This window comes from Providencia sp. PROV210, from assembly GCF_028479445.1.
In the GTDB taxonomy this organism is placed as follows: Bacteria; Pseudomonadota; Gammaproteobacteria; order Enterobacterales; family Enterobacteriaceae; genus Providencia; species Providencia rustigianii.
Map to the genome: position 1 here is coordinate 58,318 of NZ_JAMPNQ010000020.1, position 25,803 is coordinate 84,120.

Annotated in this window: 25 protein-coding genes; 7 read left to right on the forward strand and 18 right to left on the reverse strand. The window is 41.8% G+C overall.

Annotated elements, in window-relative coordinates:
* Positions 1-227 precede the first annotated feature (227 nt).
* From glmU to asnC, 14 genes are all read right to left on the reverse strand, one after another.
* Positions 228-1,598, reverse strand: coding sequence for a bifunctional UDP-N-acetylglucosamine diphosphorylase/glucosamine-1-phosphate N-acetyltransferase GlmU (glmU, locus tag PR761_RS15670; protein WP_006816118.1), 1,371 nt, complete (start codon positions 1,596-1,598; stop codon positions 228-230).
* 123 nt (positions 1,599-1,721) lie between these two features.
* A complete protein-coding gene (locus PR761_RS15675) occupies positions 1,722-2,147 on the reverse strand; it encodes a F0F1 ATP synthase subunit epsilon (protein ID WP_006816117.1) in 426 nt (141 codons plus the stop codon).
* 21 nt (positions 2,148-2,168) lie between these two features.
* Positions 2,169-3,551, reverse strand: a complete 1,383-nt coding sequence (gene atpD / locus PR761_RS15680; RefSeq protein WP_006816116.1) for a F0F1 ATP synthase subunit beta — start codon at positions 3,549-3,551, stop codon at positions 2,169-2,171.
* Positions 3,552-3,585: 34 nt separating this feature from the next.
* Entirely contained in the window at positions 3,586-4,449 is an 864-nt protein-coding gene (gene atpG / locus PR761_RS15685; protein WP_112835810.1) for a F0F1 ATP synthase subunit gamma, read from the reverse strand.
* Between the two features lie 55 nt (positions 4,450-4,504).
* Positions 4,505-6,046, reverse strand: a complete 1,542-nt coding sequence (gene atpA / locus PR761_RS15690; protein ID WP_006816114.1) for a F0F1 ATP synthase subunit alpha — start codon at positions 6,044-6,046, stop codon at positions 4,505-4,507.
* A gap of 14 nt (positions 6,047-6,060) precedes the next feature.
* Positions 6,061-6,594, reverse strand: a complete 534-nt coding sequence (gene atpH, locus PR761_RS15695) for a F0F1 ATP synthase subunit delta (RefSeq protein WP_154610830.1) — start codon at positions 6,592-6,594, stop codon at positions 6,061-6,063.
* A gap of 12 nt (positions 6,595-6,606) precedes the next feature.
* Positions 6,607-7,077 (reverse strand): F0F1 ATP synthase subunit B, encoded by a 471-nt coding sequence (gene atpF, locus PR761_RS15700; RefSeq protein WP_006660651.1) that lies wholly within the window; start codon positions 7,075-7,077, stop codon positions 6,607-6,609.
* Between the two features lie 58 nt (positions 7,078-7,135).
* The gene (atpE, locus tag PR761_RS15705) at positions 7,136-7,375 is read right to left on the reverse strand and encodes a F0F1 ATP synthase subunit C (protein ID WP_004393045.1); all 240 of its coding nucleotides are present in this window, start codon (positions 7,373-7,375) and stop codon (positions 7,136-7,138) included.
* A gap of 46 nt (positions 7,376-7,421) precedes the next feature.
* Positions 7,422-8,240, reverse strand: coding sequence for a F0F1 ATP synthase subunit A (gene atpB / locus PR761_RS15710; RefSeq protein ID WP_006816112.1), 819 nt, complete (start codon positions 8,238-8,240; stop codon positions 7,422-7,424).
* Between the two features lie 33 nt (positions 8,241-8,273).
* The gene (gene atpI / locus PR761_RS15715; RefSeq protein WP_006816111.1) at positions 8,274-8,648 is read right to left on the reverse strand and encodes a F0F1 ATP synthase subunit I; all 375 of its coding nucleotides are present in this window, start codon (positions 8,646-8,648) and stop codon (positions 8,274-8,276) included.
* A 590-nt stretch (positions 8,649-9,238) separates the two neighbouring features.
* The gene (gene rsmG / locus PR761_RS15720; protein WP_006816110.1) at positions 9,239-9,862 is read right to left on the reverse strand and encodes a 16S rRNA (guanine(527)-N(7))-methyltransferase RsmG; all 624 of its coding nucleotides are present in this window, start codon (positions 9,860-9,862) and stop codon (positions 9,239-9,241) included.
* Between the two features lies 1 nt (position 9,863).
* Positions 9,864-11,753 (reverse strand): tRNA uridine-5-carboxymethylaminomethyl(34) synthesis enzyme MnmG, encoded by a 1,890-nt coding sequence (mnmG, locus tag PR761_RS15725; RefSeq protein ID WP_006816108.1) that lies wholly within the window; start codon positions 11,751-11,753, stop codon positions 9,864-9,866.
* A 376-nt stretch (positions 11,754-12,129) separates the two neighbouring features.
* Positions 12,130-12,570: an FMN-binding protein MioC gene (mioC, locus tag PR761_RS15730; protein WP_039855815.1), complete on the reverse strand. Its 441-nt coding sequence runs from the start codon at positions 12,568-12,570 to the stop codon at positions 12,130-12,132.
* Positions 12,571-12,662: 92 nt separating this feature from the next.
* Positions 12,663-13,124, reverse strand: a complete 462-nt coding sequence (gene asnC, locus PR761_RS15735) for a transcriptional regulator AsnC (protein WP_006816106.1) — start codon at positions 13,122-13,124, stop codon at positions 12,663-12,665.
* 160 nt (positions 13,125-13,284) lie between these two features.
* On the opposite strand from asnC, the gene asnA reads away from it, so the two are divergent.
* On the forward strand, positions 13,285-14,277 hold the full coding sequence (gene asnA, locus PR761_RS15740) for an aspartate--ammonia ligase (RefSeq protein ID WP_039855812.1): 993 nt from the start codon (positions 13,285-13,287) through the stop codon (positions 14,275-14,277).
* On the opposite strand, the gene viaA is transcribed toward asnA, so the two are convergent.
* Positions 14,278-15,735, reverse strand: coding sequence for an ATPase RavA stimulator ViaA (viaA, locus tag PR761_RS15745; RefSeq protein ID WP_006816103.1), 1,458 nt, complete (start codon positions 15,733-15,735; stop codon positions 14,278-14,280).
* Positions 15,736-15,737: 2 nt separating this feature from the next.
* On the reverse strand, positions 15,738-17,252 hold the full coding sequence (gene ravA / locus PR761_RS15750; protein ID WP_154610828.1) for an ATPase RavA: 1,515 nt from the start codon (positions 17,250-17,252) through the stop codon (positions 15,738-15,740).
* A 380-nt stretch (positions 17,253-17,632) separates the two neighbouring features.
* On the opposite strand from ravA, the gene rbsD reads away from it, so the two are divergent.
* The 6 genes from rbsD to rbsR all read left to right on the forward strand — a co-directional run bounded on the left by rbsD (position 17,633) and on the right by rbsR (position 23,499).
* Complete coding sequence (gene rbsD, locus PR761_RS15755; RefSeq protein WP_006816101.1) at positions 17,633-18,052, forward strand: D-ribose pyranase; 420 nt, start codon at positions 17,633-17,635, stop codon at positions 18,050-18,052.
* A gap of 7 nt (positions 18,053-18,059) precedes the next feature.
* Positions 18,060-19,574 (forward strand): ribose ABC transporter ATP-binding protein RbsA, encoded by a 1,515-nt coding sequence (rbsA, locus tag PR761_RS15760; RefSeq protein ID WP_112835813.1) that lies wholly within the window; start codon positions 18,060-18,062, stop codon positions 19,572-19,574.
* Positions 19,571-20,533: a ribose ABC transporter permease gene (gene rbsC / locus PR761_RS15765; RefSeq protein WP_006816099.1), complete on the forward strand. Its 963-nt coding sequence runs from the start codon at positions 19,571-19,573 to the stop codon at positions 20,531-20,533. Before rbsA ends, rbsC begins: the two co-directional genes overlap by 4 nt.
* 39 nt (positions 20,534-20,572) lie before the next feature.
* Positions 20,573-21,463, forward strand: coding sequence for a ribose ABC transporter substrate-binding protein RbsB (rbsB, locus tag PR761_RS15770; RefSeq protein WP_006816098.1), 891 nt, complete (start codon positions 20,573-20,575; stop codon positions 21,461-21,463).
* 102 nt (positions 21,464-21,565) lie between these two features.
* Positions 21,566-22,489 carry a ribokinase gene (gene rbsK / locus PR761_RS15775; protein WP_006816097.1) on the forward strand — a complete coding sequence of 308 codons (924 nt, stop codon included), beginning with the start codon at positions 21,566-21,568 and terminating at the stop codon, positions 22,487-22,489.
* An 8-nt stretch (positions 22,490-22,497) separates the two neighbouring features.
* Positions 22,498-23,499 carry a ribose operon transcriptional repressor RbsR gene (rbsR, locus tag PR761_RS15780; protein ID WP_164717559.1) on the forward strand — a complete coding sequence of 334 codons (1,002 nt, stop codon included), beginning with the start codon at positions 22,498-22,500 and terminating at the stop codon, positions 23,497-23,499.
* 3 nt (positions 23,500-23,502) lie between these two features.
* Here the strand turns inward: rbsR and mdtD are convergent, their stop codons facing one another.
* Together mdtD and PR761_RS15790 are read right to left on the reverse strand one after the other, a co-directional pair.
* Positions 23,503-24,891: a multidrug transporter subunit MdtD gene (gene mdtD / locus PR761_RS15785; protein ID WP_126436149.1), complete on the reverse strand. Its 1,389-nt coding sequence runs from the start codon at positions 24,889-24,891 to the stop codon at positions 23,503-23,505.
* Between the two features lie 45 nt (positions 24,892-24,936).
* The gene (locus PR761_RS15790; RefSeq protein WP_006816094.1) at positions 24,937-25,638 is read right to left on the reverse strand and encodes a FadR/GntR family transcriptional regulator; all 702 of its coding nucleotides are present in this window, start codon (positions 25,636-25,638) and stop codon (positions 24,937-24,939) included.
* Between the last annotated feature and the right edge of the window lie 165 nt (positions 25,639-25,803).

Here is a 25,803-nt window from a genome sequence, read left to right on the forward strand (position 1 = left end):
TAAAGGGGATTTCCCCTCTTTGTGTCGCAACCTGATTGTTATACAGCTTTCACTGTTCCCCAGCCTTGTAGAAACGGGGATATTTTATTGTTCTATTTTGATATGTAGCTTTGTTGCTACTTTATATCAATATCTTTCTTTTTATATTAAAAACGACAGACTCACATTGCTAAATACTTATACTGCTTATCATAGGAGAGATAATCATATCTCTCCTCAATCTTTACTTATTTTTTCTTTACCGGACGCTGCCAGTTTTTAATGTGTGTTTGTTTTACGCGGCTTACTACCAACTCGCCCTCGTGAACATCTCGAGTTACCGTGGTACCAGCCCCGATGGTCGCACCATTCGCCACACATACTGGAGCGACTAACTGCGTATCGGATCCTACAAACACATCATTACCAATAACGGTTTTAAACTTATTCGCGCCATCGTAGTTACATGTAATGGTTCCAGCGCCAATATTTACATTGTCACCGATTTGAGCATCACCCAAATAACTTAAATGACCGGCTTTCGATCCTAAACCTAATGAGGCATTTTTCATTTCCACAAAGTTACCTACGTGGGATTTTGCCGCCAATTTAGCACCTGGACGTAAACGAGTGAAAGGACCAACCGTACATTCTGTCGATAATTCAGAATTTTCAATGACGGTATATGGGCTGATAACTGAGTTATCGCCAATCACACAGTCTTTCAACACGCAGCCTGTTTGGATGTGGACATTGTTACCCAATGTCACGTTACCTTCGATGATAACGTTAGTGTCAATCACCACATCACGACCATGAGTTAAGGTTCCACGAATATCAAAACGTGCAGGATCAATGAGCATCACTCCCGCCAGCAGTAACTTCTCAGCCTGTTCTTTTTGATAGATACGCTCTAACGCAGCAAGTTGCAGGCGGTTATTAACACCTTCCATTTCACTGAGATGGCTTGGGTGAACAGTGGCAATCTTGTTACCTTCTTTATGTGCAAGAGCAATAATATCGGTAATATAGTATTCGCCTTGCGCATTGTTATTGTTCAATTGGGCTAACCAGCGGTTAAAATCTTTTCCGCTCGCGACCATAATACCAGTATTGATTTCTTGGATTTTACGTTGTTCTTCAGACGCATCTTTTTGTTCGATGATCCCAACAACTTCACCATTTTCGCGGATAATACGACCATAACCCGTTGGGTTATCTAAAATAACCGTCAGTAATCCAATACCGCCTTCAGGTTTGACTGCAATAAGACGCTGCAAAGTATCTTTGGATATTAAAGGAACGTCGCCATACAGCATGATGATGTCTTCATCATCTTGGAAGTGAGGTGCAGCTTGCTGCATTGCATGGCCAGTACCCAATTGCTCAGCTTGCAGAACCCAGTTTAAGTTTTGTTCGCCCAGTTTTTCTTTCAGTAAATCACCGCCATGTCCGTATACCAGATGAATATCCGATGCACCGATTGATTTCGCAGTATCAATCACATGCTGAACCATTGGTTTACCTGCCAGTAAATGCAGAACTTTCGGTAAGTCTGAATACATCCTAGTGCCTTTACCGGCAGCTAAAATCACGACACTTTTTCTTTGCACAGTCATATTTTCCTGAAACTCCAACTTTGGGGTGAAAGTAAACCTATTTCCTGCATAAATTACTACATATTTCGCACAAATAAAAAAGCCAGTTAGTCAAACTAACTGGCTTTTCTTATATTGCTATCATTACATTAGCTTTTTAGTTAACTCGATAACTCGAAGTTTCGCTATTGCTTTTGCAAGTTCTGCTGATGCCTGAGCATAATCAACATCGCCGTGTGCTTTGCGGATATGTTCTTCCGCTTTGCGTTTAGCTTCCACTGCACGAGCTTCGTCTAAATCTTTACCACGGATCGCTGTATCAGCAAGTACGATAACACCAGTTGGTTGAACTTCTAAGATACCGCCTGAGAGGTAAATTAGTTCTTCTTCACCAAACTGCTTGGTAATGCGTACCATGCCTGGTTTTATGGCAGTCAGCAGAGGGGTATGCTGTGGATAAATCCCCAGCTCACCTTCACTACCTGTCACCTGAACTTTCTGTACTCGGCCGTCAAACATCTGTTTTTCAGCACTGACAACGGTCAGGTGGAATGTCATTGCAGATACCATATCAACCCCTCGTCAGATGGATTAAAGCGTTTTCGCTTTTTCCACAGCTTCGTCAATGGTACCAACCATATAGAACGCTTGTTCTGGCAGGTGGTCGTAGTCACCGTTCAGGATACCGCTGAAGCCACGAATGGTGTCTTTCAGAGAAACGAACTTACCTGGTGAACCAGTAAAGACTTCAGCAACGAAGAATGGTTGAGACAGGAAGCGCTGGATCTTACGAGCACGAGCAACAACCAGTTTGTCTTCTTCAGACAATTCATCCATACCCAGGATTGCAATGATATCTTTCAGTTCTTGGTAACGTTGCAGAATTGACTGAACGCCACGAGCGACATCATAGTGCTCTTGACCAACGACGAGTGGGTCTAATTGACGGCTGGTGGAATCCAGAGGGTCAACCGCAGGGTAGATACCCAGAGATGCGATTTGACGGCTCAGAACTACGGTTGCGTCTAAGTGAGCAAATGTTGTTGCTGGTGATGGGTCAGTTAAGTCATCCGCAGGAACGTAAACCGCTTGAACAGACGTGATAGAACCGGTTTTGGTAGAAGTGATACGTTCTTGTAGAACACCCATCTCTTCTGCCAATGTTGGCTGATAACCTACCGCTGAAGGCATACGACCTAACAGTGCTGATACTTCAGTACCTGCCAGTGTATAACGATAAATGTTGTCAACGAACAGCAGTACGTCACGACCTTCGTCACGGAATTTTTCAGCCATAGTCAGACCAGTCAGCGCAACACGCAGACGGTTTCCTGGTGGCTCGTTCATCTGGCCATAAACCAGTGATACTTTATCCAGAACGTTAGAATCAGTCATTTCATGATAGAAGTCGTTACCTTCACGGGTACGCTCACCAACACCAGCGAATACTGAGTAACCTGAGTGCTCAATCGCGATGTTACGGATCAGTTCCATCATGTTTACTGTTTTACCAACACCCGCACCACCGAACAGACCAACTTTACCACCTTTCGCGAATGGACAGATTAAGTCCATTACTTTGATACCGGTTTCTAGCAGTTCTGTTGAGTTAGCTAATTCTTCATAGCTTGGCGCTGAACGGTGAATAGACCAGCGCTCTTCTTCGCCGATATCACCTTTCATATCAATAGGGTCACCCAGAACGTTCATGATACGTCCCAGAGTTGCTTTACCTACTGGTACTTCAATTGGGTGTTCTAAGTTTACAACTTCTAAACCACGGCTCAGACCATCTGATGTACCCATTGCGATACAACGGACAACACCACCGCCTAACTGCTGCTGAACTTCCAACACCAGTTTTTCTTTACCGTTAATAACCTCAAGAGCATCGTACACTTTTGGTACGCTATCTTGAGGGAACTCGACGTCCACAACGGCGCCGATTACCTGGATAATCTTTCCAGTAGCCATCTTGAATCCTCTACGTAATTCGTAAACCTAGCTGTTAAACCGCGGCTGCACCAGAAACAATTTCAGTCAGTTCCTGAGTAATGCTGGCCTGACGAGCTTTGTTGTAAACCAACTGCAACTCTTTGATCAGTTCTCCGCCGTTATCTGTAGCGGCTTTCATCGCTACCATTCGAGCGGCCTGCTCACTAGCTAGGTTTTCAACGACGCCCTGATAAACCTGCGACTCGATATAACGACGCAGTAGGGTATCCAGCAACGCCTTAGGATCGGGTTCATATAAATAATCCCAAGATTTCTTCTTCAGTGTTTCGTCATCGCTCGCTGGCAATGGCAGTAACTGAAGAATAGTTGGCTCTTGAGACATTGTATTGACGAACTTATTGTTCACCACATACAGTTTATCTAAACGCCCTTCATCATAGGCTTGTAGCATAGAGTTAACTGGACCAATCAAGTCTGAAAGGGTTGGGTTATCCCCCATTCCGGTTACTTGTGAAACGACATTGCCGCCCACAGTTCCGAAGAATGCTACCGCTTTAGAGCCGATTAAAGCCAAATCAACCTGAACGTTTTTTTCAGACCATACTTTCATGTCTGCAAGCAGTTTTTTGAACAAGTTAATGTTCAAACCACCACACAAACCACGGTCTGTTGAAACAACCAAATACCCGACGCGTTTCACTTCACGCTCTTCGAGATATGGGTGTTTATATTCCAGATTACCTAACGCAAGGTGACCAATCACACTGCGCATGGTTTCTGCATAAGGACGGCTGGACGCCATGCGTTCCTGCGTTTTACGCATTTTGGACGCCGCGACCATTTCCATCGCTTTAGTGATTTTCTGTGTGTTTTGCACACTTCCAATCTTAGAACGTATCTCTTTTGCGCCGGCCATTTCTGCTTCTCCTTATTAACCAGACGGCCCATAAAAATTCACGGGCCGAATAGTATTACCAGGACTGGGTGGCTTTGAATGATTCGAGCAGTTTATTCAACTTAGCTTCGATATCATCATTGTATTTACCAGCCAGGCCAATTTCGTTCATAAGGTCAGCATGCTCGCGCTGTGCAAATGAAACTAACGCTTCTTCAAATGCACAAATTTTAGCTAACTCAACATCGTCCAGATATCCACGTTCTGCAGCAAACAGAGACAGTGCCTGCTCTGCTACTGACATTGGTGCATACTGTTTCTGTTTCAGCAATTCAGTTACTTTCTGACCATGGCTCAACTGTTTACGAGTTGCGTCATCGAGGTCGGAAGCAAACTGAGCAAAAGCTGCCAGTTCACGGTATTGAGCCAGTGCGGTACGGATACCACCAGACAGTTTCTTAATGATTTTAGTCTGAGCAGCACCACCAACACGAGATACTGAAATACCCGGGTTAACCGCTGGACGAATACCAGAGTTAAACAGGTTAGATTCCAGGAAGATCTGACCATCAGTAATCGAAATTACGTTTGTTGGTACGAATGCAGAAACGTCACCCGCTTGGGTTTCAATGATTGGCAGAGCAGTCAATGAACCGGTTTGACCTTTCACTTCACCTTTAGTGAATGCTTCTACGTAGTCAGCGTTAACACGAGCAGCACGCTCAAGTAAACGTGAATGCAGATAGAAAACATCACCTGGGTATGCTTCACGTCCTGGTGGACGACGCAGCAACAGTGAAATCTGACGGTATGCAACAGCCTGTTTAGACAGGTCATCATAAACAATCAGAGCATCTTCACCACGGTCACGGAAATATTCACCCATCGCACAACCAGAGTATGGTGCTAAGTATTGCAATGCAGCTGATTCAGATGCAGTAGCAACAACAACAATGGTATTTTCCAGAGCGCCGTGTTCTTCGAGTTTACGTACTACGTTAGAAATCGTAGATGCTTTCTGACCGATAGCAACGTAAACACATTTGATGCCAGAATCACGCTGGTTGATGATTGCATCGATCGCCAGAGCTGTTTTACCAGTTTGACGGTCACCGATGATAAGCTCACGCTGACCACGGCCGATTGGAATCATCGCATCGACTGATTTATAACCAGTCTGTACTGGTTGATCAACTGATTGACGTTCGATAACGCCCGGAGCAATAACTTCTACAGGAGAGAAGCCATCGTGCTCAACAGGACCTTTACCATCAATTGGTTGACCCAGAGTATTCACTACACGTCCTAGCAGACCACGGCCTACTGGAACTTCAAGAATACGACCTGTACATTTAACTTTCATGCCTTCTGCTAAGTCAGCATAAGGACCCATTACAACCGCACCAACAGAGTCACGCTCTAAGTTCAGTGCAATTGCGTAACGGTTGCCAGGCAGTGCGATCATCTCACCCTGCATGACTTCGGCTAAACCGTGAATACGAATGATACCGTCGTTAACGGATACAATCGTACCTTCATTGTGAGCTTCACTCACAACATCGAACTGAGCAATACGCTGTTTGATCAGTTCGCTGATTTCGGTGGAATTCAGTTGCATATGCTCCAGTCCCCTTAAGACTGCAAGACGTCAGTTAAACGCTCTAAGCGACCGCGGATACTCCCATCAATGACGAGGTCTCCAGCACGAATGATCACTCCAGCAATAACAGACTTGTCAATTTTGCAATTCAGCTTAACTTTGCGTGACAGACGTTTTTCCATCGCGGCAGAAATTTTAGCTGACTGCTGTTCACTCAGTTCGTTAGCAGAAAGAACATCAACTTCAACAGTTGATTCCAGTGCATCGCGCAATTGAATAAATTGAGCTAATACTTCTGGTAAAGCCGTCAAACGACCATTTTCAGCCATGACACGAATCAGATTTTGAACATGCTCGTCAATTTCATCCCCACAAACAGAGATAAACGTTTTAGCTAATGTTTCTGGTGCAATAGAACCAGAAAGCAGCTCACCAACCTGTTCATTGCGCGTCACCTCAGCGGTGAAGGCCAGCATATTCTGCCAGCTCGCAACAGCTTGGTTTTCCACAGCAAAGTCAAAAGCTGCTTTGGCGTAGGGGCGAGCTACAGTAGCAATTTCAGACATGCCCCTCCCTCCTTACAGTTCAGCGACTAGTTTATCAACGATGTCGCTGTTAGCAGCTTCATCCACGGAACGTTCGATGATCTTCTCGGCACCTGCGATAGCAAGCATCGCAACCTGTTTACGTAACTCTTCACGTGCACGTTTACGCTCAGCATCAATTTCAGCTTGCGCTTGTGCTACGATTTTTGCACGTTCTGCTTCAGCTTCTGCTTTAGCTTCATCAATCATTTGAGTGCGTTGTTTATTCGCTTGCTCGATGATGACTTGTGCTTCAGCTTTCGCTTTTTTCAGTCGGTCGGTTGCGTCGGTTTGCGCCAGTTCCAGGTTCTTTTTAGCACGTTCTGCGGAAGATAAACCGTCAGCAATTTCTTTCTGACGTTTTTCAATGGCCGCCATAATTGGTGGCCATACATACTTCATACAGAACAAAACAAACAGGACAAACGCGATAGCCTGGCCGAGGATTGTTGCATTCAGATTCACAGACAATACCTCTTATTTATTAGTGAGTTAATGTTCTTAATGTGTTCCGTAACGCTAATTAGGCAACAGCGAACATTACATACAAGCCCAGACCTACAGCAATCATCGGAATAGCATCTACCAGACCCATTACGATAAAGAACTGTGTACGCAGCAGAGGGATTAAATCTGGCTGACGAGCAGCGCCTTCTAAAAATTTACCACCTAGGATGCCGATACCGATCGCAGCACCGATCGCCGCTAAACCCATCATAATAGCGGCAGCCATGTACAGCAGATCCATATTCAGGTTTTCCATGACAGTCTCCAGTTTGTTTCAGTTAATACAATTATTGATAGTTAAATTAGTGCTCTTCAGAAGCCATCGACAGATAGACAACAGTCAGAACCATAAAAATAAAGGCTTGTAGCGTAATAATCAGTATGTGGAAGATAGCCCAAGGCAGGCTTAACAACCACTGTGACCACCACGGAAGCAGAGCCGCGATAAGAATAAAGATCAATTCACCTGCATACATGTTACCAAACAGTCGCAGACCGAGTGATACAGGTTTTGACAGCAGGCTAACCCCTTCAAGAATCAAGTTTACAGGGATAAAGATCGGATGATTGAAAGGCTGCATTGTGAGCTCTTTCGTGAATCCGCCAATTCCTTTCATCTTGATGCTGTAAAAGATTATTAGGATAAACACACCAACCGCCATAGATAAAGTCACACTCACGTCTGCTGTCGGTACTGCACGCAGAGCAGGTAACCCTAAATAATGTTCACTTATGTAAGGAAGGAAATCGATTGGGAGTAAATCCATCAGGTTCATTAAAAATACCCAGACGAACACCGTTAATGCCAGAGGGGCAATAACTTTGCTCTTCCCGTGATACATATCACGGACTGAGTTATCAACGAAACCAATGATCAGTTCTATTGCAGTCTGTAACTTACCGGGTACGCCACTAGTCGCATTGGCCGCAACTCTTCTAAATAGCCACAGGAACAGAGCCCCGAGAACTACAGAGAAAAAAAGCGAGTCAATGTTTAACGTCCAAAACGTTGGACTAGCGTGGGGATCGACCAACTCAAAGGTACGTAAGTCCAACTGAAGATTCCTCAGATGGTGACTTATATACTCATTTGTAGTCATCACTTCTCCTGATGCAGACATGATGCCTCTTACCCTTTTGTAGTTTAAAAATGCTTACCGTTTTACAACGGCTGGTGCAACAATCTGAACAATCAGCACCGCTAAATAGGTCAAACCCAGTGGTGTTAGTGACGCTTTAAACACACCAAAAGCAACAACTAAGACAGTTATAGTTGTAACAACCTTTAACCCTGCTCCTAATGCAAAGAACCAGGCAATGCGGACAGGTTCATCCTCTTCTTTTGCTTTTTGAAAGCGTGTTAGTAGCATAAATACGACATTGGGTAACCAGCATGCTAACCCGCCAGCAAGAGCAGAGGCTCCCCATTCTATACTATTTGCACAGAAAGCCCCACTGAGGATTACAAAAGTTATTAACTGAATAGACAGTTGCTTAATTGCATTACCGCCATAAAGAGAAACAGACATAACTTTGTGTACTCCCAGCTCTTCTCAGCCTAAGAAACGCTAAGTGTTGTATAAAACTGCCTTTGCTTAAATGTGTCAAGAGACAAAAACGAGCAAATTATACGGGCAGGCGAAATGAATTCAATCAGTAAGTAGCGAAAAGGTGAATAAATATTTAATTTTTTCGAGATAGCGCAGAATTAACACAGATGAAACTAATAATTTATTAACGATTGGTTGCTTAAAAATAACTTTATGTGATTAAGATCACAACAAATATTAATCTATTGATTAATAACCTCACTGTTTATCAGGTTAGAATTCTATTTTTCAGCAGTAAATCAAATAATTAAATTAGTTATTTTTTAAACTAAGAAATCGTGCAATAAATCAAACATTTCATTATTAACTATTTAAATTAGCTAAAACGATTTAGTTATAATATTAGTTTAAGAGTCTTTTATTTTTATATTTGATCGTTATTAGTTATCAAGATGTAAATATTAAGTAAATTTAAATCAATTAATATTAACGCTAATATAAAAATAGCCGTAACATTGTAAATGTACGGCTATCGCTCTAAAAGATAAAATAACTTTGTCGAGAATACGTTATTTTTTTAATAACTTAACTAAGTGACGCTGCTCATTTAGTTCAGGAACTTTTAGTTCAATGATCGATTCAATTTCAAAGCCATCAGGTAAACCAGCCAGTTCTTCATCACGAACAACCCCTTTCAAAGCATAAAAACGCCCTTCTTCTGCCGGGAGATGGTGACACCAACTCAACATGTCATTTAATGAAGCAAAGGCTCGACTAATGACACCATCAAATCCGTCTTTAACGGGATATTCCTCAACTCGAGCCTGAACAGGTTCAATATTATTTAAACCGAGTTCATGCTGAACCTGTTTTAAGAAGCGTATACGCTTCCCTAAGCTGTCCAACAACACAAAGTGGGAATCTGGTCGCACAATGGCTAACGGAACGCCAGGGAGCCCTGGACCGGTTCCTACGTCGATAAATTTATAACCCTTAAGATGATCGTTCACGACGATGCTATCCATGATGTGACGAACGAGCATTAATTCTGGGTCACGTACCGACGTTAAATTGTACGCTTTGTTCCACTTATTCAGTAAACCAACATAATCTACTAACTGCTGTTTTTGCTTTTCAGTCAGTATGATATCTGTTTTAGCTAATAGCTTGGTCAGTTTTGCAATTAAATCCATATTATGCGCTCCGACGTAACATGCCTTGTTTTTTCAACCAGACTAACAAGATGGAGATTGCCGCTGGTGTAATACCTGATATACGAGATGCTTGGCCAATTGAGGTCGGTTTATGGTCATTTAATTTAGCCATCACCTCGTTAGATAATCCTTTTACTTGTTTGTAATCCAAATCTACAGGTAGTAGCGTATTTTCATTACGCAGCTGGCGTTCGATCTCTTCTTGCTGACGGGCAATATAACCTTCGTATTTGACTTGGATCTCTACTTGATCAGCCGCTTGTGGATCTTCGACACCAGGTGCAAATAAGTTGAGTGAGGTCAGCATTTGATACGTCATTTCTGGGCGACGCAGTAAATCTTCACCGTTCGCTTCTTTGGATAACGGCACGCTGAGTATTTGGTCAATTTCTTCGTGGTTGTCTGATTTTGGGTGAACCCAAATATCTTTTAAGCGTTGACGCTCTTTTTCAATCATTTCAACTTTACGATTGAAGTGCTCCCAACGAACATCATCCACTAATCCAAGTTCACGACCTTTTTCAGTCAGACGTAAATCAGCGTTATCTTCACGTAGCATCAAGCGATATTCAGCACGAGAGGTAAACATGCGGTACGGTTCTTTGGTACCTAATGTACAAAGGTCATCTACAAGAACACCAACATAGGCTTGGTCACGACGTGGGAACCAACCTTCTAAATCAAATGCATGTTGTGCCGCATTCAGACCAGCAAGTAAGCCTTGAGCAGCAGCTTCCTCATAACCAGTAGTCCCGTTAATTTGTCCCGCAAAGAACAGGCCTTCAATAAATTTACTTTCGAGTGTTTGTTTCAGATCCCTTGGGTCAAAGAAATCATATTCTATGGCATAACCAGGACGGACGATCCTCGCATTTTCCATTCCCTTCATGGAATGAACAATTTTCATTTGAACATCAAATGGTAAGCTGGTGGAGATCCCGTTTGGATAGATCTCATTGCTTGTTAGGCCTTCAGGTTCTAAGAAGATCTGGTGAGCGTTTTTATCTGCAAACCGCATAACTTTGTCTTCAATTGAAGGGCAGTAACGAGGACCGATCCCTTCGATGATCCCTGCATACATTGGGCTACGATCTAAATTGTTGCGGATCACTTCATGTGTTTGTTCATTGGTATAGGTGATATAGCAAGGCACTTGTTGTGGATGCTGCTCTTGTGAACCTAAAAATGAAAACACAGGCATTGGGTCATCACCTAGCTGTTGAGCTAGTTGGCTAAAATCGATAGTTCTTGCATCGATTCTCGGTGGCGTCCCTGTTTTTAAACGATTTACACGTAATGGTAATTCTCTTAAACGCTGAGAAAGAGAAATAGCGGGTGGATCACCAGCACGACCGCCGCTGTAGTTTTCTAAACCGATATGAATTTTTCCATCAAGGAAAGTACCTACGGTTAATACCACAGATTTAGCTTTAAATTTCAATCCCATGCGAGTAACAGCACCGGTTACTCGATTATTTTCAACTATCAGATCTTCAACAGGTTGTTGGAAGATCATGAGGTTAGGTTGATTTTCTAATGCTGTTCTAACGGCTTGTCGGTATAGCACTCGGTCTGCTTGTGCGCGAGTTGCACGAACTGCAGGCCCTTTGCTTGCATTGAGTGTTCTAAATTGGATACCGGCTTTGTCTGTTGCAGTAGCCATTAAGCCACCGAGGGCATCAATTTCTCTTACCAGATGTCCCTTACCGATCCCACCGATGGCTGGGTTGCAAGACATCTGGCCCAATGTATCAATATTGTGAGTCAGTAATAGGGTTTGACGCCCCATACGTGCAGCTGCCATTGCTGCCTCAGTACCGGCATGACCACCACCAATTACGATGACGTCAAATTGCTCTGGATAAAACATGTGTGAACCTTAACGTTAGAAAATGCTAACTGTGCATTTGGGAAATGAATTCTACTCAAGTTTGCAGGAGAGACCAACCCTTGGCTTCCCACCCTTATAATATAAAGATCTTTTTTATTTAAAGATCTCTTTATTAGATCTACTATTAGGATCGACTGTTTCTGTGGATAAGTGATTTTTCACGTTAAAGATCATTAAAGTGTAAAGGATCATATACTGTGAATGATCCGTGATCCTATTGCGTATAAGCTGGGATCAAAATGGGTACTTATGCACAGGGCAAGATCGCCCTAAAACTTATATTCTGGATAACTACCGGTTAATACCATGATCTTACCGTAGTTATCCACAGCTGACTGCTTGTATTTTGCACAAATCAGAGTTCGTTTGCCCAAATTTTAACCCAAACACCAGCGGGATCTTCAGGAATTTCGTGTTGCTGAACATCAATTTCAAAACAATTGCCGATCCTTTTAGCGCCTTTATCTTGCAATAAAGTATCTAGAGTGTGGATCGCGCCACAGAAAGTATCATATTCAGAGCTGCCAATTCCTACTGCACCATATTTGATCTTACTAAGATCAGGTGATTTCGCTTGGATAGCTTCAGCGAGAGGTTGGATATTTTCAGGGAGATCACCAGCTCCATGCGTTGAGCTGACCACCAGCCATAACCCTTCAAGAGGTAGATCATCAAGTTCAGGGCCGTGTTGTACATCTGTTTCATAGCCGAGTTCTTCTAAAATCTCTGCCATATGCTCTGCAACATATTCGGCACTGCCCATTGTACTGCCACTAATTAAGGTTATTTTTGTCATGGTGATTCTCTTTCGCATACATTGGGCGCTATTGTACGCTGTGAATGAGCTGGGATCTACCTGTGGATAATGTGGTTATATAACTTTTTTTTCTAAGGCTTAATCGTTCGCATGATCGGGTTTTGCAAGGAGATCAGCGTTTCTGTGGATTGTATTTCATCGATGGTCTGTATTTTGTTGATAAGTACATCTTGTAGTGAATCAATCGATCGACACATGACCTTAATAAAGATGCTGTATTGCCCCGTTGTATAATAGACTTCAACGACTTCCTCTAAAGCATCTAATTTTTTTAGTGCGGTATGATAATCTTTCGCACTTTTTAAAATGATGCCAATAAAGCAGCACACATCAAAACCTAAACGCTTAGCACTGATATCAATTCGGGTACCATTAATGATCCCCGCCTGCTTCATTTTTTCAACCCGTACATGAATTGTGCCGGGACTGACGGAGAATTTTTTAGCAAGTTCAGCGTAAGGAATACGCGCATTGGCCATTAATTCGTGAAGTATGTCACGATCGAGATTATCGATTTGATAATTTTCAGGCATAAATTAGTCTCCATTTTGATGAATATTCATTTTTATAACCCTATTTTTAATTAAAATAAACAATAAAGGCTTTTTTTTGTAGTGCATATTGAATTTATACCTCATTTTGTTGCTTAATCTATACATCGGCTAATACAGCAAACAAACTATGGGTATATTTATGGACAAGTCATTCATCGAACATCAGCAACAAATTAGTTTTGTTAAATCTTATTTCTCACGTTTACTTGAAAAAGAGCTTGGCTTAATTGAAGTTCAAGGTCCGATCCTAAGTCGCTTAGGTGACGGTACTCAAGATAACTTATCAGGCTGCGAAAAAGCTGTTCAGGTAAAAGTGAAATCAATCCCAGATGCAACGTTTGAAGTCGTTCACTCTTTGGCTAAATGGAAACGTAAAACGTTAGGTCGTTTTGGTTTTAGTAAAGGTCAAGGTTTGTACACTCATATGAAAGCGTTACGTCCGGACGAGGATCGCTTAACCCCAATCCATTCTGTTTATGTTGATCAGTGGGATTGGGAAAAAGTGATGGCAGATGAGGAGCGTAACCTTCCTTATCTGAAACAGACAGTGGGTAAAATCTACAAGGCAATAAAAGAAACAGAAGCTGCCGTAAGTAAAGAATTTGGTCTGGCACCGTTCCTGCCAGATCAAATTCACTTTATCCACAGTGAAGAGTTACTTCAGCGTTACCCTGGTCTCGATGCAAAAGGTCGCGAGCGCGCAATTGCTAAAGAATTTGGTGCAGTATTCTTAATTGGTATCGGTGGCAAATTATCTAGCGGTGAATCTCATGATGTACGTGCTCCAGATTATGATGACTGGACTACTGTCAACGAAGATGGCCTCAAAGGCTTAAACGGTGACATCATTGTTTGGAACCCTATTTTACAAGATGCATTTGAAATCTCTTCAATGGGTATCCGAGTTAGCCCTGAGTGTTTAACTCGCCAGCTTGGGTTAACGGGTGATGAGAAACGTATGGAGCTTGAATGGCACAAAGCCCTCGTAGCAGGCGAAATGCCACAATCCATCGGTGGTGGTATTGGTCAGTCTCGTTTAGTGATGTTGCTGCTACAACGTCAGCATATTGGTCAAGTACAGTGTGGCGTATGGTCACCTGAAATGGCTGAATCTGTCGAAGATATGCTGTAATTAGCGACTGAAGCGCCGTAATAGTCGGCTCTTTAACCCGGTATCAAAACGCCAGATATGGTCGAATATCTTCATGATCCCGGGTTTTCCATAGTTTGATACAGATACCGCATGGAAGCGGTATTTACCAACTTTCTGAAGGGATTTTATCTTCTGAACTAATTCATCTGGCAAACGCTGGGCGACAAAATCTGAAATCACCACCGCATCGGCGTCACTCCATTGTTTTGATTCTAACTTTACAGTTGTTTCCCGTAAACAAGACGCTAAATCTGTTCCCCCGCGAAAAGTTTGATGTAAAAAACGCATACATTGTTCAAGACCATCCGCAGATAATAAATCGTAGTGGACAATTTCGGTAGAAAACAGCATCACATGGCAAGAGCGGTTATCTGCAAGTGCAATTTTCATTAACGCGAGGCAAAATGCTTTTGCACAGCGTTCATTTAGTCCACCCATCGAACCGGATGTATCAATACAGACCACGAATGGTCCTCTAGGTTGCTCTTCATGTTGATGATGAGTGACTGGACGTAAAACTTTTCTCTCTTGCCAGCTTTCACCTTGCAGGCGATAAGTGAGTAACTGTTTTTCAAGAAGTTTACGATAAAACTCAAACTCAATATCCTCAATACCCAACATAGCCAATTCGGCGGGCAAAAGCCTCAGAATATCATCGCTTTGATTTAAGCCATCGACTTGCTCTGGCACTGTTTCTGGGACTTTTTCCATGATAGTCATGGGCTCGAGAATTACATTGTCATCCAGAATAGATTTTGCGGATTGACTACGTCCTAGCAACTGGGCAATTTTTTCTAATTCAGGTTGCTGACGTAAAAATTCACTATAACGAGAAATCAGTGGCTCATTATAAGAGGCTGGATTATTCAATCCTTTGCTTAAGTCCCATAAGCGTCCCGATGAGCGTTCATTTTCCCCTAGGATATCTTCCAAATTACCACTGAGAGCTAAGCGCCTTTGTAGTTCAGCAAGTAATTGCTCTTTTTCTTGTTCTAGTAACTCTTTATGTAAGGTGGTCACTTGTAAAATTAGGCTAACTCGCCAACGCTGTACAATTAAAGATTGCCGTGCACTGCGGTTTTCAATTTTGCCTTGTTGCAGCTGGTTTGCTTCTCGATAAAAAGGGGAATCTAATTGTTCCAGCTTTTCTATAATCGAAGGTAGTTGGGTAAAAAATGCGTCAGTAGATATCCCTAATGATTTTTGATACAGACCAAATTCTTCAGAGAGTTGTTGAGGAACTAATGCATCTTGCAGTTTCTGTTTAAGATCTTTTTTCCAACCCGATAAATCTTTTAACAGTGCTTTTTTTAAGCGAGGGTGTTTTTCAAAAAATACGGCCAACTGAGGAGTCGCGAGAAGAGAAATGATAATTTCTTCTATTAATTGGCTTTCATTAACGGAAAGCAACAATTCTAGGGTCGCTAAACTCATCATAATTAATTCGCCGTTTTTCCGATAATTTGATTACGTAACTGAGTTAATTTATCGGATAGTTTGATAAAGCTCTGTTCGACGTCCGCCAGCCAATGGGGTTCGATAAATAAGTTAGGTTGCTGTTTCTCAAATTGGTATTTAGCTTCTTGGATAGCACTATGGATAGTGTCTAATTTATCGAGCCACTCTTTATTATTTACCGTGGGGCTCAGGGTGTTTTTATCTTGAAGATAAAGGGTTGATACTTGGTGACTGACATCTAATAATTGGATTTGGTTTAAATTATTCACCTCAGCGGCTAGTTCTTGAGCAAAACCAATCCCGTTGAGATGTGCAGACAATGTTGTACCTTTACTTAAGAAATTAACCAGTGATTTTTTATCGGTAGTAATAAAGGTCACTTTCATATTGTGCAGTTGTAATGGACGATGCAAAAATAAGGTGACGCGTCCTTCGCTGATATTTTCAGATAGGACATAAGAAGCTTTTCGAGCAAACATTGCATTATTTTTATTTACTTTAAAGGCATCTTGGTTATTTTGATCTTGGGTGGATGACATCCATTGCTGGTAAACTTGCTCAATTTCTCTCGCAAATTTACGTTGCTGCCAACCATCTTCTTGTATCAACGATTTAATTAATTGCGGTAACAAATTCATTGATTGCATGTCATGCCATAAACAATCTTTAAGTAGCACGATGTCCAGTGGTGATACAGCACTGCGACCGTTAAAAAATGCGCTCGCTTGCAGTAGGGATACTGCTTTTTTCCAACGCCGATCAGAGACATAGAGATTTTTTTCGGTCGCATCAATCTGCTGGCGTAATTGGTAAATTAGCTCAAAACAGTGATCGGGCAGCGATATTTTTGGGATCTCTTTTTGCCACTCTTGGTATTCTTCATCGCTGATTTTTAAGTGATCGGGTACCAAATTATCTTCTTGCTGTGATTTTCCTGTGAGTAATGCGCGAAAATTTTGCTTTTCTTGAACTTTATCTAACCAAATTCGCAGCAGCATTCTATCAAATAATGCTTCAAGGCTATTATCTGCATCTGGAAGTTCATTGGATGCGGTGACCAATAGGCGCATGGGAATTGATTTTTCCTCATCTCCATTACGAAATTTGCGCTCATTAATTGCGGTCAATAGTGTATTTAAAATTGCTGGACCCGCTTTCCAGATTTCATCAAGAAAGACGACTTCGGCATCGGGCAAATAACCTTTGGTCAAACGCTCATAACGGCCTTCATCTTTTAAGGCTTGAATGGAGAGTGGGCCAAAAATCTCTTCTGGCGTCGAAAATCTTGTCATTAGATATTCAAAGGCATTTGCTCGGCGAAAGGCAAATTTCATTCGTCTAGCAATTAAACTTTTTGCAATACCTGGGGGGCCCAAGAGAAAAACACTCTCTCCACTGAGCGTTGCGAGCAAACATAAACGAATAGCTTGCTGTCGTTCATATAAGCCACCTTCAAGGTAGTTGCTTAATTGGGCTATTCGTTCGGCTAATTGCATATGGAGTCCTTTTCTCTAAATTACGCATCAAGGGGTTAGAGGGTGATGGTTAATAACCAATCTATTGCTAGGTTATCTGTCCTTTTATTGATTGTGCAATCAGTTTTATTATTTTTCTTTGATGTTATTTGGCATAAAAGACAATAAATCTTTACTCATTGATAAGTTACTCGGAAAAGTAATAAAAACGATTCAGCTATAACTTATTCAATAAGTTACTTTTTTCTTACTTAAATAAAGCCAACGAAACGTTTCGATAATGATCACAAAACCGAGATAAGAATATTGAGTTGTGACTATTCTTTACTATTATTCTATGAGCGAAACGTTTCGCTCGTAGGGAACGAAACAACATCAGAATTAAAAAACGGTGGTGATGAATGAAAAAAGGGATACTGCTCAACTCAAATATAGCCTCTGTGATTGCTAAATTAGGGCATACCGATCACATCACCCTTGCTGATGCCGGATTACCTATTCCTGCTAGTGCTGAGCGTATTGATCTCGCTGTGACACATGGCTTACCTGATTTTATGTCTGTTTTGCGAGTCACTACCCAAGAGATGCAGGTAGAAAAAGCCATTCTGGCTGAAGAAATTAGTAAGATTAACCCACAAATGGAACGTGAAATTTTAGCTCACCTTCAGGAATTAGAAGTAGTACAAGGAAATCACATCGAAGTTGTCTATTGCAGCCATGAAAACTTTAAACAGATAACGCATGGCAGTAAAGCAGTGATCAGAACAGGGGAATGTTCACCATACGCTAATGTAATTCTTTGTTCTGGTGTGACCTTCTGAGGTGAGTATGCAACCTTTATTAGAACTTATCGGCATAGATAAAGCATTCCCTGGTGTAAAGGCGCTTTCTGGTGCCGCATTAAAAGTTTACCCGGGTAGAGTGATGGCGTTGGTAGGCGAAAATGGTGCAGGTAAATCCACCATGATGAAAGTGCTAACCGGTATTTACAGCAAAGATGCGGGCGCTATTCGCTACCTCGGTAAAGAGGTGGCATTCAATGGTCCTAAAAGCTCACAAGAAGCCGGTATTGGAATTATTCATCAGGAACTCAACCTGATTCCAGAATTAACCATCGCTGAAAATATTTTTCTGGGGCGCGAGTTTGTGAATAAATTCGGCAAAATTGACTGGAAAAAAATGTTCAGTGAGTCGGACAAATTGCTCAAACGCCTGAATCTCGATTATGACAGCCACCAAACTATTGCTGAATTGTCTATTGGCGAGCAGCAAATGGTGGAAATAGCAAAAGTCCTCAGCTTCCAATCTCAAGTTATCATCATGGATGAACCAACGGATGCATTAACCGATACCGAAACTGCATCTCTCTTTCGTGTCATTGAAGATTTAAAATCCGAGGGTTGTGGGATCGTTTATATCTCTCATCGTTTAAAAGAGATCTTTGAGATTTGTGATGATGTGACGGTATTTCGAGATGGGCAATTCATTGGGGAAAAACCGGTTAATGAATTGGAAGAAGAAAAACTGATTGAGATGATGGTTGGGCGTAAATTGGAAGATCAATATCCTCGCGTTCAAGTCCCTGTCGGTGAAGTTCGTTTACAGATTGAAAATATTACAGGTCCCGGTGTGAGTAATGCCAGCTTTGCGCTTCGAAGTGGCGAAATATTAGGAATTTCTGGGTTAATGGGCGCTGGGCGCACTGAGCTAATGAAGATTATCTACGGCGCAGCACCAAAAAAATCGGGAAGCATTCTGTTAGAAGGCAAAGCCATTACCTTAAAAACACCACAAGATGGTTTGAATAATGGCATTGTTTATATTTCTGAAGACCGTAAACGGGACGGATTAGTGCTTGGAATGTCAGTCAAAGAGAATATGTCATTAACGGCACTACGTTATTTTAGTCGTTTTGGTGGAAGCTTAAAACATGCCGAAGAGCAAATGACCGTTGGAGATTTTATCCGCCTATTTAATATTAAAACCCCATCAATGGATCAAATCATTGGCCACTTATCCGGTGGTAATCAACAAAAAGTAGCGATTGCACGTGGTTTGATGACTAGACCAAAAGTATTGATCCTCGATGAACCCACTCGTGGTGTCGATGTTGGGGCAAAAAAAGAAATCTACCAATTAATCAATCAATTCAAAAAAGAAGGGCTGAGTATCATTTTAGTTTCTTCAGAAATGCCTGAAGTTATTGGAATGAGTGATCGCATTTTGGTTATGCATGAAGGCCATATTAGCGGCGAATTCTCTGCCAAAGAAGCTACGCAGGAAGCCTTAATGGCTGCCGCAGTCGGTAAAAATTACGGCTCAGTTCAGGAGTTAACAGCATGAGTTCAACAACCGCATCATCAAAACGCTGGTTCAGCAAAGCATGGTTAATGGAGCAAAAATCACTTATCGCTCTATTAGTCTTAATTGCGATTGTTTCTACCTTAAGTCCCAATTTTTTCACAGTAAATAACCTATTCAATATTCTTCAACAAACTTCGGTTAACGCCATTATGGCCGTGGGGATGACGTTGGTTATCCTGACTTCAGGAATAGATTTATCAGTGGGATCATTACTGGCATTAACGGGGGCTGTTGCTGCCTCAATGGTCAGTGCTGATGTGAATGCTTTGGTTGCTGTGGCTGGGGCATTAGCACTGGGAGCAGCAATCGGTGCTTGTACTGGTGTGATTGTGGCAAAAGGTAAGGTGCAAGCGTTTATCGCCACATTAGTGATGATGCTGTTATTACGTGGTGTGACTCGTGTTTATACCGATGGAAGCCCAATCAATACCGGCTTTAGTGATAACGCTGATCTATTTGGCTGGTTTGGTATTGGTCGCCCATTTGGTATCCCAACCCCTGTTTGGTTAATGATTATTGTGTTTGCAGCAGCGTGGTATGTACTGCATCACACACGTTTAGGTCGTTATATTTATGCACTAGGTGGCAATGAATCAGCGACTCGCTTATCCGGCATCAATGTTGACCGTATTAAAATTGCGGTTTATGCCCTGTGTGGATTACTCGCGGCATTAGCCAGTGTGATTGAAGTTGCTCGCCTATCATCTGCCCAACCAATGGCAGGTAATGGTTATGAATTGGACGCGATTGCTGCCGTTGTTCTTGGTGGTACCAGCTTGGCTGGTGGTAAAGGGCGAATTGTTGGAACCTTGATTGGTGCATTGATTTTGGGTTTCTTAAATAATGGTTTGAACTTATTAGGTATCTCTTCGAACTACCAAATGATTGTGAAAGCAGTGGTGATTTTATTAGCAGTGCTCGTAGATAATAAAAAATAGTAACTCTTACCCCGACTCTATGATTACAGGAATAATTTTATGAAACTGAATAAACTAGCGACTCTGTTTACGGCATTTGCACTGAGTGCAACCGTTAGCGTTAATGCGATGGCGAAAGATAATATTGCTCTGGTTATTTCCACCCTGAACAACCCATTCTTTGTGACCATGAAGGACAGCGCTCAGAAAGAAGCTGATAAACTGGGTTATGAACTCATCGTTTTAGATTCCCAAGATAACCCGGCCAAAGAATTAGCAAACGTGCAAGATTTAACCGTGCGTGGCACTAAACTCATGTTAATCAACCCAACAGATTCTGATGCTGTGGGGAATGCCATTATTATGGCAAATAAAGCCAATATCCCAGTGATCACTTTAGACCGTGCCGCTAACAAAGGTAATGTTGTTAGCCATGTTGCTTCTGATAACCGTATGGGCGGAAAAATGGCAGCAGACTTTATTGCTAAGAAAACAGGCAATGATGCCAAAGTAATTCAACTTGAAGGGATTTCAGGAACCTCAGCGGCACGTGAACGTGGTGAAGGTTTCAATACTGGCGCAAAAGAACATAAATTCAATATATTGGCGAGCCAGCCAGCAGATTTTGATAGAACAAAAGGCTTAAACGTCATGCAAAACCTATTAACTGCACATCCTGCAGTTCAAGCGGTATTTGCTCAAAATGACGAAATGGCATTAGGTGCGTTAAGAGCGCTGCAAACCTCAGGGCGTGATGATGTACTGGTTGTCGGTTTTGATGGTACTACAGATGGTATCAAAGCGGTTCAAGGTGGCAAACTAGGCGCCACAATTGCTCAACGTCCAGACCAAATTGGTATCGTTGGTGTACAGATCGCCGATAAAGTATTAAAAGGCGAAAAAGTGGAAGCAACGGTTCCTGTTGAATTAGAACTCGTAGTAAAACAATAATCCGTGATAAAAAATAATCCGTAATAAAACAAGAAGATTGATAAACCGCCGTGAATGATAGCGGCGGTTTTCTCTATTGGGATATAAAAGGAAGTAAATGAGATGGCAGCAGCTAAACTGGTTGTTCTAGGTAGTATCAACGTTGACCACATCTTGAATGTGCAGCAGTTTCCTCAACCGGGTGAAACAGTTAGGGGCGACCATTATCAAGTCGCTTTTGGCGGTAAAGGTGCAAACCAAGCCGTTGCGGCTGGACGCAGTGGCGCTGACATAACATTTATTGCCTGTGTGGGTGATGACGACATTGGTTCAAGCATCAAAAAACAATTGCAAAAAGATGCGATCAATATTGAATGTATCGATGTTGTCGAAAATGAAACTACCGGTGTAGCGCTGATTTATGTTAATCAGCAAGGCGAAAACATTATTGGCATCAATGCTGGTGCAAATGGTCAGCTCACAACGGAAAGATTATTTGCATATCAACAACAGATTACCGATGCGGATGCACTATTGATGCAGCTAGAATCACCGATTGAAACGGTACAGATGGCAGCAGAAATTGCACGCAAAAACCAGACTCAAGTGATCCTTAATCCTGCACCCGCTCAAGCATTGCCTGATTCATTACTCGCGTTGGTCGATGTGATCACCCCGAATGAAACCGAAGCGGAGTATTTAACCGGGATTGCTGTTAATGATGAGCAAGGCGCACAGAAAGCTGCTCAGGTGTTACATCAAAAAGGCATTCACAAAGTCATGATCACATTGGGGGCTAGAGGGGTTTGGTTTAGTCAAAAAGGCGAGCAAGGCAAAATAATTCCCTGCTTTAAAGTGAAAGCGGTGGACACGATTGCCGCAGGTGATACATTCAATGGCGCCTATGTTACCGCGTTGCTTGAAGGTAAGGCCGATGAAGATGCCATTGTATTTGCTCATGCGGCTGCGGCGATTGCTGTCACTCGTCCAGGTGCGCAACCTTCGGTTCCATGGCGTGATGAAATTGAACAGTTTCTAAAACAATAGGATTATTTGTGGCAACAATGAAAGATGTTGCACGCCTTGCAGGTGTGTCAACCTCCACCGTTTCTCACGTTATCAATCAAAATCGCTATGTTAGCGAGAGTATAACTTCACGGGTCAAAAGTGCGATTGAGCAACTCAACTATGCGCCATCAGCATTAGCGCGAAGTTTAAAAATGAATCGCACCAATACCATTGGCATGTTACTGACAACCAGTAATAACCCATTTTTTGCAGAAGTTGTGCGTGGGGTGGAACGTAGTTGCTATGAATTGGGTTACAGTTTGATTTTGTGTAATACAGAAGGTGATCTTCAGCGTATGGATCACAGCTTAGAAACTTTATTGCAAAAACGAGTCGATGGGTTACTCATCATGTGTACTGAAGTGCAGGGTCCATCAAAGAATGTGTTCTCCCGTTATCCTTCTGTGCCAACGGTGATGATGGACTGGTCACCTTTTGAATTGGATGGGGACGTTATTCAAGATAACTCATTCCTTGGTGGTGAAATTGCAACCCGTTATCTGATTGATGCAGGTTTTTCTCGTATTGCCTGTATAGCGGGACCTCAAGATAAATCCCCCGCACGAGCACGTTATCAAGGTTTCATTCAAGCTATGCAACACGCATCTCTAGACGTTCATGATGAATATGTGATTTTTAGTGATTTTGAGTTTGCTGGTGGCTTTGAATCCATGAATAAATTGCTGGAATTGCCGAATCCACCGGAAGCTATTTTTGCTGGTAACGATGCGATGGCGGTTGGCGCTTATCAAGCTATTTTCCAAAAAGGAATGAAAGTCCCTGAAGATATCTCAATTATTGGCTATGACGATATCGATCTCTCTTCTTATATGATCCCACCATTAACGACCGTGCATCAGCCTAAAGATGAATTGGGGCAACAAGCGGTGAATAAATTAATCCACCGCATGGATAACCCTGATGCAGAGCCTTCAGTTTTAGTCCTGACACCAAAACTCATTGAGCGACAATCCGTAAAAAAACACTAATAACTATTTTTTGTCTTTAATTAAGTTATCACCATCAGTTTTGCTGAGCAGTAAAAAGACAAATGCAGAAATTAGAGTAATGGCACCAATCGCGATAAATGTGTAATGGAAGTTATCGACGACATTGCTTCCCGGTTGGTTATCAAAGAAACTTAAAATAGTTGCGCTCACGGCAATCCCAAAGCTGATTGATAGCTGCTGAGTTACTGCCAACATACTGTTTCCTGCACTGGCGTTGTTATCTGTTAAGTCTGCTAAGCAAATGGTATTCATCGCTGTAAATTGGGTCGACATAACCATACCCAAGATAAACAGTGGAATTACTAACAGATAGATGGACATATCTGGTGATTGCAAAGAAAACTGCGATACCATTAATCCAATAATCAGAGTGACGGTAAATAGTGTTTTTCTATACCCAAATCGAGAGAGTATTTTTGTGACTGCTGATTTTGCAGTAATAGAGCCAATTGCCAGAGGTGCCATCATCATTCCTGCAACCACTGCTTCATAACCAAAACCAACTTGTAGCATTAATGGCATTAAAAATGGAATACTTCCTGTCCCTAGCCGAGTAGCAACATTACCAGTAATTCCTATCGAGAAGGTTCTTGTCCGAAATAGATTTAATGGAATAATGGCATGCTTAATTCTTCTTGCATGGAGTATATATATAAGAAGACAAAGAAAACCGCCCAAGACAATCGCGGTAGGTATATAGCTAGATAACGATTTATCACTAAATAAATCTAAGCTTACCGATAACATAACTAGCCCTAAACCAAATAGGATAAACCCGAGGGTATCAAACTTACGTTTTGGCATTTTAAAATCAGGCATATGCTTCAACGCATAAAAAACACCTAAAATACCAATAGGAATATTAATAATAAATATCCAATGCCATGTGGCATAGGTAACAAGAATCCCGCCGAGTAAAGGTCCTAAGATTGGACCCACCAATCCCGGAATAGTGACAAAATTTAAAATTGGCAATAGTTCACTGCGTGGATAAGCTCGTATTAATGCTAGACGAGCAACTGGCATCATCATGGCTCCGCCAATCCCTTGAATAACGCGTGAAATAACCAAAATAGTTAATGATGGTGAAAGCGCGCACAAAAAAGAACCGAGAGAAAATAAGGTTACAGCAATAATAAAAATGCGCCGAGTACCAAATCGGTCTGCAAACCACCCGCTAACGGGAATTAATAGAGCAACGGTTAAGGTATAGCTAACAACGGCGGACTGCATTGCTAAAGGAGAGTGATTTAGGCTTTTGGCAATATCAGGCAGCGCCGTATTTAAAATAGTGGCATCGAGAGCTTGCATGAAAAAAGCCATTGCGGCAATCCACGGTAAGCCTGACATGTTTTTCGCTGTTTTAAACATCTGTTACCTATATTAATCGATAAAAGTATATTGAGCAGGACTGTCCTATAGATGTGTTTTATTGACCGTTGTTAATAACTTATAGCAGAGATCGAGTGCTTGGGTACTATCTCCGTTGATAATAGCATCCGCGAGTTGCTGATGAATATTAACTTCTATTGCACCATTCTCTGCGATCGTATCAAAATAAAGTTGATACACAGACCTAAACAAATTAGCAAAAGAAACTAAAAACGGATTACAGCAAGCGTGGTAAATAGTTAGATGAAAACGATAATCGACTTTTACCCATTGTTGTTTATCAAATGCTTGGGACAACGCTAGCATTTCATTCGCCAATAACTGTAACGATTGTTTTTGTTCTTTTGTTGCGTTTAGTGCTGCTAGGTAACAAGCATGAGGCTCAATGGCAAGGCGTACGACTTGAAAGTGTTTTATTACTACTGACTGCTCTTCACTATTAATCCACCAACGTAGTAAATCCTGATCGAGAAAATTCCAATTTGATGAAGGCATAACGCGAGTTCCAATTCTAGGGCGCGCTAGAACCATTCCTTTTGCAGCTAAAATTTTAATGGCTTCCCTAATGGCTGTACGGCTAGCATTGAATTGTTGAGATAGTTCTAATTCACTAGGTAGAATTGAGTCAGATAAATAGGTTTCTTTTAATATTAGCTGTCCAAGATTCTGTGCAATGATAAAAGAAAGGTTCTTTTGTGATGCATTTTGCTGTTTACTCAATTCCATAATTCATCTCATACCGATATTAATGGTTAATATGTTACGTGAGTAAATGGATTATTGCTGCTGAAATAGTCAAATAACAGTCGTAATTTGGGGATATAAGTCATATTTGGCTAAAAAAAACGCGAACAAAATAAAAATGCAAAAAAACACTTGCGAGATTTCGGC